Below are 11607 nucleotides of genomic sequence, written 5' to 3' on the forward strand. Positions count from 1 at the left end.
CCAGCCGCCATCGCCCAGCATCTGCAGGGCCCGCGCCTGGGGCCGCCAGGGCCGCAGCGGCCGGGCGGGCTCGGCCAGGCTGCGGCGCAGGTTCTCCGCCAGCACCGGCGCCGCCCGCACCGCCCACACCCCCGAGGGGGGCCGGGGATCGCTGGCGATCAGTCCGCAGTCGCCGCTGGCGAACAGGGCCGGATGGCCGATCACCGCCAGGCTGGATTCGGTCAGCACCCGGCCGTTTTCGGGGTCCACCGGCAGACCGGCGGCCGCCAGCCAGGCGGGGGCGCGGCTGCCGGTGCAGGCCAGATCAGCCGGGGCCTCCGCCGGCGCCCGCCGCTGAATCGGGATGGCCGCCTGGGCCAGCAGCCGTTCGGCGGCCCGGTTCGCCGCCGTCGAGCCCAGGTTCAGGCGCTCCCCCTGCAGCAACAACTCGCAGGCCATCCCCCGGGCCCGGAAGGCCAGGGCCAGTTCCACGGCGGCGGCGCCGCCCCCCCTGATCACCAGGGGTTCGCCGGCGACACGCTGCTCCGCCCAGGCCAGGAAGGGCTCCAGCGGCTTGACGGCCATCGCCTGCCCCCCCGACCATCCCGAGGTGGTGGTCACGGCGCCCAGATCGAGGCTGAGCCGGTCGAAGCGCAGGGGCGGACGGCCCGCCAGCCGCAGCTCCCGGGCCGCCAAGTCCAGCCCGGTGATCTCCGCCTGCACGAAGGTCACGCCCGCCAGGGTGCAGAGGCGGCGCAGGTCGATGGCGGCGGCCTCCGGGGGCTCCAGCCCCGCCACGACGGCGGGCAGCAGGCCCGAATAGAGGGCGGTGCCGTGGCGACTCACCAGGGTGATGCGGGTGTGTGGCGGCCGGAGGCGCGGGCGCATCAGCCAGCGGCGCAGCACCAGCACGTGGCTGTGGCCGCCGCCCGCCAGGAGCAGCTGGTGGCGCTCGGGGGCGGCGTTCATGGGCTGGGCAGCGGCGCCCCGCCCGTGCGGGCCTGGAAGGCGGCGATCGCCGTGGGCAGGGTGGGGAAGAACAGGCGCGGCCCGATCCGCTCCACCAGGCCGGCGCGCTCCAGCTGGGCATGCAGGTCCTGCTTGACCCGCACCAGCGCGAAGGTGATGCCCCGGGCGGTCAGCTCCCGCTGCAGTTCCTCGAGCACGTCGGCCGCCGTGATGTCGATCTCCACGATGGCCTCGGCGTTGAGCACGAACCAGGCCACCGGCTGGGATTCGGCGGCGATCGTCTCCAGCACCCGCTGGCGGAAGTGCTCGGCGTTGGCGAAGCACAGCGGCGCATCGAAACGGAACAGCACCAGGCCGGGAATCGTGCGCGCCCCCTCCCAGTCGCGCACGTCATGCAGGCCCGCCAACCGGGGCACGATCCCCATCACGGCGTCATGGGGACGCACCAGACGGGCGAACAGATCGATCACCGACAGCCCCACCGCCAGGGCCACGCCGGTGAGCAGGTCGGTGAGCAGCACCCCCACCAGGGTGATCAGGGCCAGGCGGAACTCGCTGGGGCGGAAGCGCTGCAGCCGCAGAAACTCCGGGATGTCGATCAGGCGCAGGGCGGCATAGATGACGATCGCCCCCAGGGCCGCCGTGGGGAACAGGGCCAGCACCGGCCGCAGCCACAGCAGCACCGCCAGCACCATCGCCAGGGCCACCAAGGAGAACAGCTGGGACCGGCTGCCGAGGGAATCGCCGATGGCGGTGCGGCTGCCGCTGCTGCTCACCGGGAAGGCCTGCATCAGCCCGTTGCCCAGATTGATGGTGCCCAGGGCCAGCAGTTCCTGGTTGGCGTCGATCCGGTAGCCGCCCCGGGCGGCGAAGGCCCGGGCCGTGAGCACGTTGTCGGAGTAGCCCACCAGGGCGATGCCCACCGCCGCCGTGAGCAGGGAGCGGAGCTGGGCGCCCGACACCGCGGGCGGCAGGGAGGGGTGGGGCAGACCGGCCGGGATGGCGCCGATCACGGCCACCCCCTGCTGATCGAGATGGCCCACCGCCACCACCGCCATCGCCAGCAGCACCGCCAGCAGGGGGCCCGGGGCCCGGGGGAAGCGCCGCTGCACCAGCAGCAGGAACACCAGCACCCCCACGGCCAGCAGCAGGGTGGGCCGGTGGATCTCCTCCAGCCGGCCCAGCAGCTCCAGGAGCTGGCCGGGGAGCGCGGCCGCCTGCAGCTTCAGGCCGCTGACCCGCCCCAGCTGGCCGCCGATCATGATCAGGGCCACACCCCCCAGGTAGCCCACCAGGATCGGCCTCGAAAGCAGATCGGCCAGGAAACCGAGCCGGGCCCAGGCGCCGGCGCAGCAGACCAGCCCCACCAGCAGGGCCAGCAGGCTGCAGAAACCCGCATAGACAAGCGGATCCCCCGCCACCAGCGGCCCGACCGCCGCGGCCGTCATCACGGCGGTGGTGGACTCCGGCCCCACCGACAGCTGGGGGGACGAGCCCAGCAGGGCATAGAGGAGCAGGGGCGGCAGGATCGCCCACAGCCCCGCCACCGGCGCCAGACCGGCCACCTCGGCGTAGGCCATGCACTGGGGCACCAGGTAGGCCGCCACGGTGAGGCCCGCCAGCAGGTCGGGCCGCAGCCAGCTGCGCTCGTAGCCCAGCAGCCGCGCCAGCCCCGGCAGCACCACGGCCAGGCCCTGGCGCGGCTCCATCAGCGTCCCCCGCCGCAGCTCATTTCCGGCGGGGCGGCAGCACCTGGCTGGGGCACAGCGATTTGTCCTCCTCGACGCCCTTCATGCCGGCCAGAACCCCCTCCAGATCGTCCTTGGTGGAAGGGTCGCCGCCGATGACGTCGAGCTGTTCCTGGGCCAGCTTGGCGCGGGTGGCGGTCGCGATGTAGCCGTCCTTCTCCAGGTTGCAGAGGGCACTCATGTAGCCGGAGCCCACCCCCACCATCACCATGAATTCCTCCCGCGGGCTGAGTTCCCCGCTCTGCGGCTGGGCCTCGGCGATCCGCGGCGTCGCATCAAGCAGCGCCAGGAGCATCAGGGCGAAGGAGGTGGGCATGCCGGGGCCGGGGCGGTGCCGTCAGGGTAGGGGCGTACCACGGTCCGCAACACCTCAACCGATCAGCCCCCGGCCACGCACGATCGCCAGGACATAAACGCCGTACAGGGTCAGCAGCAACCAGCCGCGCCAGCGTTGCAGGAGGTCAGAGCCTTTGGGGAGGATCAGCAGGAACAGCGCCCCGAGGCCGAAGCCAAGGACCAGCTGCACCTCCTGGAGCGGCACGGCGATCGGGGTGATGGTGGCGGCGACACCCACCACCCAGAGCCCGTTGAAGATGTTGCTGCCGAGGATCGTGCCCAGGCCGACCTCAGCCTGACCCCGCCAGGCCGCGATCAGCGACGTGGCCAGCTCCGGCATCGAGGTGCCGATCGCCACAAGGGTGGCGCCAACCAGGAAGGCGTCGATGCCGAAGGACTGGGCAAGACCCCGGGCCCCCAGCACCACCAGCCTCCCGGCCACCAGCAGAAGCCCCAGGCCGACGCCACAGAACAGGACGGCAGGCCAGCCGCGCCGCTCCCCCCGAAGCACCTCGGCGACGCTGCGTTGTCGACGCACCTCCTGCACCACGCCCGTCATCCAAAGGAGGAAGACAACCAGGAGCAGGACGCCATCCAGCCGCGAGAGGGTGCCGTCGAGAAGCAACAGCCCGGTCAGCAGCGGGCCCGCCAAGGCCACCGGCAGATCGCGACGGGCGCTCTCCGCAGGCATGCGCTGCCCTGAGATCGCCACCGTGAGGCCCAGGATCAGGGCCACATTGACCACGTTGCTTCCGAGGGCATCCCCCAGCGCGATCTGGGGCTTGCCTTCGAGCGCCGCCATGGTCGCCACCGACAACTCCGGGCTGGATGTGGCAAAGGCCGCCACCGTGGCCCCGACGATCCCGGGTGAGAGGCGTGCCCAGTGGGCCAGGCCCACGGCGCCACGCACGAAAAGCTCCCCGCCCACGCCGGCGGCCAGGACGCCGGACCCGAGGAACACAAGGTCAGCGGTCGCCATGGGGACGCCGATGGCTGGACAGGGAGCTGGCGGCTGGCTCAGGCCTCCTGGTACACCGACACGTAGACGGTGCCCTGTTCCACCAGCGGCAGCAGCCGGTCGCGCAGATCCTCGTTGTGCAGCCGCACACAGCCCAGGGTGGCGTGGAGGCGCTGGCGCGGCGCCCAGGCCCCGGGCCAGCCGCAGGCGCTGCCGCCGCCGTGCACCATGATCCCGGCCCGGCCGAAACGCCGTTCCTGCATCTCCAGATCCTCCAGATCGAAGCTGTACCAGCCATAGCTGAGGCGATCATCTGAGTAGGTGGGACTGGGGTCCTGCTCGTAGTCCCGGTAGACCTTCTTGGCGATGCGGTAGATCCCCGGAGGGGTGTCGGTGGAGGTGTCCCGGTACTGGTCCTCCCGGCCCTGGCCGCGCGCCAGCGCCGGGATCTCCCAGAGCAGGCGGCCCTCCACGTCATAGGCCCGGGCCGTCTCGCTGACGTCGTTGACCACCACATGGCTGTCGGAGCCGCTGAAGCCGAAGTCCCGGGGGGTCTTCTTCGGACCCACCAGCCCGGGAGGGTCGGTGGGCCGCTCGGTGGCGGGCGCAGGGGCGGGGGCAGCGGGGGCAGCGGGGGCGGCGGGGGCGGCGGGCGGAGCCGTGAGGGCCTTGGCCGCCGGGGCCGGGCCGGCGATCTCCTGCTTCAGACGCTGCTCCCAGGCTTCGCAGTCAGCCGGGGTGCGGATCTCCCGCTCCGCCTGGGCGCAGGCGGCGGCGGGCTCCATGCCGCCCCACACCAGTCCCTCGGCCCGGCGACGGCGGCCCAGCCCCACCTCCACCGTCTCGCCGGGATTGCGGTAGAGCATCAGGGCCGCGGGAACGGCCGACCAGCGGCGCTCCCGCAGGTGGCGATCCAGGGTGTCGTGGTAGCCGTCCCCGTGGAAATGGGCGCCGTTGTTGTAGGCGAAGCTGCACAGGGCGGCCCGCTGGCGATCCCCCATCTCCGCCCAGAAGGGGATCGTGGCCTCGAGCACCTTCCAGAACCGCTCGCGGCAGTTGTGCTCGTAGAGCGCGTCGGCCTGCTCCTGGGTGATCACATCCCCCAGCCGGATCGGAGAGCCGTCCTGGTAGAAGGTGCTGCCCCAGCCGATGGTGATCGGCGCGCCGCCGGTGCGGGGATCGGGGTAGGCCTGGAGCCGGCAGCCCTCGTAGTGGTGGTTGAGCTGGGCCACCTCCAGGGGCAGCGCCCCGCCACCGGGCGCCGGCAACCAGGCCTCATCGGGAATGATGAAGCGGGCGGGATTGAGGTAGCGCTGCTCGCCATCCGGGAGCGGCACGGCGCCGCCGGGGCAGGTGTAGGGCCCCGCCAGCCGGGCGATCGCCAGGTCCGAGCCGGGGGCGGGGCGCACCCAGGTCACGGCGATGCGGGAGCCGGACGCCACGTAGGAGTCGGCATCGGCGGCGGCGGGGCTGGGGCTGAGCCCCGCATCCTGGCGGGCGGTGATGTACGGCATCAGAGGCTTCCCCCCAGCCGGATCCGCTCCAGGGGGGTCAGGGCCGGCGCCGGCGGGGCGACGGGGGTGGCCGGGGTCACCTGGATGGGGGTGCGGCTGCGCTCAAGCTCGGCGCGCAGGCGCCCCAGCTCCTCCCGCAGCTGGCCCAGGCGTGGATCCTCCACGACGCTGGTGGCCGCGGCGCCGGTGGGGTCGCCGGCCGCGGCCGGCTCGGACCGGACGACGCCGAGCACCAGCTCCCGCAGGCCGGTGGACCCCAGGGCCCCGAGACGCTGCTCGGCGAACTTCTGCACCACCTTGGGGGCGAAGGCGGCGAGCAGGAAGGCGAAGGTGACGATCATCCCGGTGTCGTCCCGGGGGGGATAAGTGAGGCTGTCCTGCCCGGCCGCGTCGCGGCTGACCATGGGGGCGCTGCGCAGCATCGTGATCGACCCGAAGGCGATCGAGGCCAGCAGGGCCAGCAGGCACATCAGGCGCATGCTGGAACGGTTGCCGGGGGACTCCTCCAGAAACCCGGTCGTCGGTCCGGCGGCGGCACGGGCGGGGGTCGTCATGGGGGCACCGGGAGGCACGGGCTGATCTCATTGTGGCCCGATCTCCCGGGGGCCCCTCCTGGCCTCCATGGGCCTCCCGGAATTCCATTCCTACATTCAGCGCAGACGCTGCAGCCGCCGATGGAAGGACTGTCCCCGCCGTCCGGTGCCGACACCGGCGGGAAATGCCCCTTCCTGCACGGCACCCTCCGGGGCAGCACGGCCGGGGCCCGCTCCAACCGCGACTGGTGGCCCCGGCAGTTGAACCTGGCGGTGCTGCATCAGCACGCGCCCCAGGCCGATCCGATGGGCAGCGGCTTCGACTACGCCGCGGCGTTCCGCACGATCGACCTGGAGGCCCTGCGCCAGGACCTGTTCACGCTGATGACCACCTCCCAGGACTGGTGGCCGGCCGACTACGGGCACTACGGGCCGTTCTTCGTGCGCATGGCCTGGCACAGCGCCGGCACCTACCGCATCCACGACGGCCGCGGCGGCGGCGGCTCCGGCACCCAGCGCTTCGCCCCCCTCAACAGCTGGCCCGACAACGGCAACCTCGACAAGGCGCGGCGCCTGCTCTGGCCCATCAAGCAGAAGTACGGCAGCGCCCTCTCCTGGGCCGACCTGATCATCTTCGCGGGCAACTGCGCCATCGAGTCGATGGGCCTGCCCACCCTGGGCTTCGCCGGGGGCCGCGAGGACGTGTGGGAGCCGCCGATCGACATCGACTGGGGCCCGGAGACCGAATGGCTGGGGGACAGGCGCTACAGCGGTGACCGCCAGCTGGAAGACCCGCTCGGTGCCGTGCAGATGGGCCTGATCTACGTGAACCCGGAGGGGCCCAACGGCGAACCCGATCCCCTCGCCGCCGCCCGGGACATCCGCGAGACCTTCGCCCGCATGGCGATGGACGACGAGGAGACCGTGGCCCTGATCGCCGGGGGCCACACCTTCGGCAAGTGCCACGGCGCCGGCGACCCTGACCTGGTGGGACCGGAACCCGAGGCCGCCAGCCTGGAGGAGCAGGGCCTGGGCTGGCGTAACCGCTTCGGGAGCGGCAAGGGGGACGACACGATCACCAGCGGGCTGGAGGGCGCCTGGACCGCCAACCCCATCCAGTGGGACGGCGGCTACTTCGACAACCTGTTCGGCTACGAGTGGGCGCTGGAGAAGAGTCCGGCCGGGGCCTGGCAGTGGCGGCCCACCGATCCGGCGGCGGCGGCCACCGTGCCCGATGCCCACGACCCCTCGAAGCGCCACGCTCCGATGATGGCCACCACCGATCTGTCCCTGCGGGTCGATCCGGCCTACCTGGAAATCTCCCGGCGGTTCCATGCCAACCCCGACCAGCTGGGGGAGGCCTTCCGCCGCGCCTGGTTCAAGCTCGTCCACCGGGACATGGGGCCCCGCTCCCGCTACCTGGGCAGCCTGGTGCCGGAGGAGGTGATGCTCTGGCAGGACCCGATTCCGCCCGTCGACCATCCCCTGGTGGAGGCTGACGACATCGCCGCCCTCAAGGGGCGGATCCTGGCGACGGGGCTGCCCATCTCCCAGCTGGTGGCCACCGCCTGGGCCGCGGCCGCCAGCTTCCGCGGCTCCGACAAGCGCGGCGGCGCCAACGGCGGCCGGCTGGCGCTGGCCCCCCAGAAGGACTGGGAGGTGAACCAGCCCGCCAAACTGGCCCGGGCCCTGGAGGCCTTTGAGGCAATCCGCCAGGAGTTCAACGGCTCCCGCCACGACGGCAAGCGCATCTCCCTGGCCGATCTGATCGTGCTAGGCGGCTGCGCCGCGGTGGAGGAGGCGGCCCGGCGGGGCGGGCACACGGTGACGGTGCCCTTCACCCCCGGGCGCATGGATACCTCCCAGGAGCAGACGGACGTGGCCTCCTTCGCCGTGCTCGAGCCGAAGGCCGACGGCTTCCGCAACTACCTGCGGCCGGGCCTGCCGGCCTCCGCCGAGGAGCTGCTCATCGACAGGGCCCAGCTGCTCACCCTCACCGCCCCGGAGATGACGGCGCTGGTGGGGGGCCTGCGGGTGCTCGATGCGAACCACGGCAAGTCACGGCATGGGGTCTTCACCCACCGCCCCGAGACCCTCAGCAACGACTTCTTCGTGAACCTGCTCGACATGGGCACCACCTGGACGGCGACCTCCGAGGCGGAGGACAGCTTCGAGGGCCGCGACCGCCACACCGGTGATCTGAAGTGGACCGCCAGCCGCGTCGACCTGATCTTCGGCTCCAACGCCCAGCTGCGGGCGATCGCCGAGGTGTACGCCTCCGCCGACGCCGCCGAGCGCTTCGTGTCCGCCTTCGTGGCGGCCTGGGGCAAGGTCATGGACCTCGACCGCTTCGAGCTGGCCTGAACGCCATGAACCCCCTCCTCTCCGCGCAACCGCCCCCGGAACGCCGCGAGGCCATCGGCCGGGCCGGCCTGGGCAGCCTGCTGGCGATCGCCTCCGTGGACGGGCCCCCCAGCCCCATCGCCCTGCGCACGATCACCGCGATCCGGGACCACCTGATCCGGCTGCCCATCCCCCTCGATTCGCTGGCCCCTCTCACGCCGGAGCAGCTGGCGGCGGCGGTGCCCGAAAGCGAATGGCGCCAGCGGATCCTGCGGGGCATGACCGTTCTGGCCCTGCTGGAGGACTCCCCTGGCGAGGACGTCCTGGCCCGGCTCGAGGCCACCGCCCGGGCGCTGGCGATCGATGACGCCCCGGTGCAGGCCTTCCGCCACGTGCTCGACCACCAGTTCAACCTGGTGCGCCTCGACATCATGCGGCGGGGGTTCCAGCGGGGGGCCGCCGCGGCCTACGTGCGCGATGAGGGCCCCGCCGGCGCCCTGCAGATCGCCCGCTCGCTGCTGAAGCAGGAGGATCCCGCCCTGGCCCGCCGCTACCGAGCCCTGGCGGAACTGCCCCACGGCAGCCTCGGCCGGGCCTACCTGGCCTTCATCGATGCCAACGGCTTCAGCGTTCCCGGCGAGCTGGGCGGGCCGCCGCCGCCGGTGGTGCGCCACGACTGCTGCCACGTGCTCGGCGGCTACGGCACCAGCCCCAGCGAGGAATGCGGCGTGCTCGGCTTCCAGGCCGGCTTCGGCCGCAACGACCCCTTCTTCACGATCCTGTTCGGCCTGGCCCAGTTCCAGCTGGGCATCGGCTCCACCCCGGTGACGGCGGCCGAGACCGGCCAGGCGGATCCGGAGGTGATCTTCCGCGGTCTGGAGCACGGCCTCGGCGTCACCCGGGACCTGATCAGCGACTGGGATCCCTGGGACGACTTCCCGTTGCCCCTGGAGGAGGTGCGCCGTCAGTACGGCATCCGGCCGCGTCAGGCGGTCTGAGGTGGCGGCGTGAGCGGCGGTCCGGCCCTGTGGAACTCCACGTAGAACCGCACACCGGGGCCCGGCTCGGCCTGGTGCCGCTGGGTGGGCGCCACGATGCCGGGCCGCTCGGGCGTCAGCACCACCAGCTCCTCGTCGGGCTCCAGAAACCGGAACGGCAGCGAGCCCTCCAGCACCACGACCCGGGCCCACACCCCCGCTTTGGTGCTGTGCTGCGCCCTCAGACCCGCCGGCACGGTCTCCGCGTCAAAGGTGGGCGTGCGTTTGTAGGGCGTAAGGCCGCCAGGCAGATCAGGGTGCATGGGTCTCGGCCCGAAGCCGCAGGAACGCTCGCACGGCCGGATCCTCTGGCCAGGTCGATGGCGCGCCGGCAGGCCTGCTGCTGATTGCCACAGCGGCTGCTCAGGGGAGGTTGATGGAATCAACCATCACCTGCCGTTCTGTGATGTCCATGTTGCTCTCCAGCTGGGTGAGGAGCCCAAGCGCATAGGCAGGGTCCCTGGATGAACTGGCAATCGCCAACATGATCGAGGCCTTGTTTCGGCAGCCATCCCAGACATAGGTGGTGATGCTGCCGTTCCTGATCGTGGCTTCCTTGCCCTCGCCCTGACAGTGCGCATTGAGGTCCGCGATGTCACGACCATTGATCTTCTGCGCATGCCTGGAAATTCTTATTTCGACACCGTTGGCGAAATAGCTCTTGTTGAAAGCGCCTGCATCAGGGGCAGCGACCCGACGCACGTAGGCGCGGTCTCCCTCGCCTACGGTTTCCTGATCGCTACGGCTCCAGTTGGTGGGAACCAACATGTCGTAGCCAGCGAAGGAGAAGGGGGTGAAGCTCGTCTTCGTTCGCAGGGGATCAGCTTTGCCCAGGGGGCCCGCCAGGATCTGACGATCGGCCCGCCGGTAAAGCTCCACCATCAGCGGCTGGTCCTGCCCCCGGGAGGCGATGGTTTCGCAGAACTGCGGTACGGAGTTCTGCGACTTGACCGTCACGTTCTGGAGTGAGGTGATCAGATCCCCGGGCTCCACCCCGGAAAGGTTCGCCGGCGACCCCGCTTTCACACTCGCCACCAGCAACCCGGTGATGGCACCACGGTAGGAGCCGTCGATGCCGATGCCCAGGGAGTCATCCTTACCCTGGCGCAGGGATGGCAGCAGGTTGGCCACCAGCCGGGAGGAAATCGCCAGTGGCTGTTTATAGTCCCTGGCGCCGGCGAAATGGATGCCCACCACCTTGCCGTTGGGCCGCACCACGGGCCCGCCAGAGTTGCCGGGCTGGGAGTCGGCGGAATGCTCGAAGGCTTCCGTCAGGACGGCCGAAGGAAGATTCACCGTGCTTTTCAGGGTGCTCACCGCACCCGGCTTGAGGGTGTAGGTTTCGGTTCCCCTGGGGAAACCAGCCAGGAAAAGTGAATCCCCTTCCTTGATCGGCTGGCGAACGTCCAGTTCGAAGAACGGAAGATCCCGACCCTCGATCTTCAGTAAGGCCACGTCGTTGCATTGCGACGCCCCGACCAGGGACGCACTACGAGGTGTGGGATCACCATTCAGAAAGACTTTGAGATTGGGGGCGTTCATCGCCACGTGATAATTGGTGAGGATCAGCCCATCACCTGACACCAGAAAGCCACTGCCGGAGCCCCCACCGGTCCCGATCTTGATCTCGCCGTTTTCCCCCGCTTCGGCCATGGGGCCCTCAGCCAGGATCCGAACCGTCGCTGCCTTCACTTCGTCGATGTTGTCGACGGCCCGGGAGCAACCGCCGGCAAGCGTCAGGGCCGGCAGCACCAGCCAGGCACCGATGCGGCTGCCTCGGCAGTACCCGGCCCGATGGCTCCGATCACACGTTCGGTCCGTCCAACGCCGCATCGTCCGTCCTTTGTGGGGAGTGGCCCTGATCATTCAGGCTGGCTTCAGGTTTTAGGTGCGTCAAGTCAGACGCTTCGGCTGTCGGCCCGAAGCCGCAGGAACGCCCGCACGGCCGGATCGTCCGCCAGGTCGATGGCGCGCCGGTAGGCCTGCCGGGCCGCGCCGGCCTGGCCGGTCCGCTGCAGCAGGTGGGCCCGCAGCGCCCACCAGGGCTGGTGGTCCCCCAGGGCCGGGTCGGCGGTGGCCAGCGCCTCCAGTTCGGTCAGGGCGCCGGCCGGGCCGGCCCGCTCCGCCAGCACGGCGATCCGGCTCACCCGGGCCCCCGCACTCGGGGCCAGGGCCAGCAGGGCGTTGTAG

At 71.4% G+C, this 11607-nt stretch carries 9 protein-coding genes and 2 pseudogenes; 2 read left to right on the forward strand and 9 right to left on the reverse strand.

The window, feature by feature from the left end; all coding sequences use genetic code 11:
* The 6 genes and pseudogenes from KBY81_RS14860 to KBY81_RS14885 all read right to left on the reverse strand — a co-directional run.
* A pseudogene (locus KBY81_RS14860) lies at positions 1 to 948 on the reverse strand (bifunctional NADH dehydrogenase FAD-containing subunit/selenide, water dikinase SelD); the annotation flags it as partial.
* On the reverse strand, positions 945 to 2657 hold the full coding sequence (gene sulP / locus KBY81_RS14865; protein WP_106219562.1) for a sulfate permease: 1713 nt from the start codon (positions 2655 to 2657) through the stop codon (positions 945 to 947). The pseudogene KBY81_RS14860 and the gene sulP, both read right to left, overlap by 4 nt.
* 19 nt (positions 2658 to 2676) lie before the next feature.
* Complete coding sequence (locus KBY81_RS14870) at positions 2677 to 3012, reverse strand: hypothetical protein (protein WP_106219563.1); 336 nt, start codon at positions 3010 to 3012, stop codon at positions 2677 to 2679.
* Positions 3013 to 3066: 54 nt separating this feature from the next.
* Entirely contained in the window at positions 3067 to 4011 is a 945-nt protein-coding gene (locus tag KBY81_RS14875) for a sodium:calcium antiporter (RefSeq protein WP_254976913.1), read from the reverse strand.
* 38 nt (positions 4012 to 4049) lie between these two features.
* Positions 4050 to 5504 carry a glycoside hydrolase family protein gene (locus KBY81_RS14880; protein WP_254976914.1) on the reverse strand — a complete coding sequence of 485 codons (1455 nt, stop codon included), beginning with the start codon at positions 5502 to 5504 and terminating at the stop codon, positions 4050 to 4052.
* Positions 5504 to 6058: a hypothetical protein gene (locus KBY81_RS14885; RefSeq protein ID WP_254976915.1), complete on the reverse strand. Its 555-nt coding sequence runs from the start codon at positions 6056 to 6058 to the stop codon at positions 5504 to 5506. The genes KBY81_RS14880 and KBY81_RS14885 overlap by 1 nt, the downstream gene beginning before the upstream one ends.
* A 120-nt stretch (positions 6059 to 6178) precedes the next feature.
* Between KBY81_RS14885 and katG the strand changes: the two genes are divergently transcribed.
* Together katG and KBY81_RS14895 are read left to right on the forward strand one after the other, a co-directional pair.
* Complete coding sequence (gene katG, locus KBY81_RS14890) at positions 6179 to 8401, forward strand: catalase/peroxidase HPI (RefSeq protein ID WP_254976916.1); 2223 nt, start codon at positions 6179 to 6181, stop codon at positions 8399 to 8401.
* Positions 8402 to 8406: 5 nt separating this feature from the next.
* On the forward strand, positions 8407 to 9378 hold the full coding sequence (locus KBY81_RS14895; RefSeq protein ID WP_254972106.1) for a hypothetical protein: 972 nt from the start codon (positions 8407 to 8409) through the stop codon (positions 9376 to 9378).
* On the opposite strand, the gene KBY81_RS14900 is transcribed toward KBY81_RS14895, so the two are convergent.
* The 3 genes and pseudogenes from KBY81_RS14900 to KBY81_RS14910 all read right to left on the reverse strand — a co-directional run.
* Positions 9366 to 9680, reverse strand: coding sequence for a DUF1971 domain-containing protein (locus KBY81_RS14900; protein WP_254972105.1), 315 nt, complete (start codon positions 9678 to 9680; stop codon positions 9366 to 9368). The two genes, KBY81_RS14895 and KBY81_RS14900, sit on opposite strands and share 13 nt — an antisense overlap.
* Positions 9681 to 9780: 100 nt before the next feature.
* Positions 9781 to 11169 (reverse strand): S1C family serine protease, encoded by a 1389-nt coding sequence (locus KBY81_RS14905; protein WP_254976917.1) that lies wholly within the window; start codon positions 11167 to 11169, stop codon positions 9781 to 9783.
* 146 nt (positions 11170 to 11315) lie between these two features.
* Positions 11316 to 11607 (reverse strand): annotated as a pseudogene (locus tag KBY81_RS14910) (RNA polymerase subunit sigma-70); the annotation flags it as partial.

The organism is Cyanobium sp. Lug-B, from assembly GCF_024345635.1.
In the GTDB taxonomy this organism is placed as follows: Bacteria; Cyanobacteriota; Cyanobacteriia; order PCC-6307; family Cyanobiaceae; genus Cyanobium; species Cyanobium minutissimum.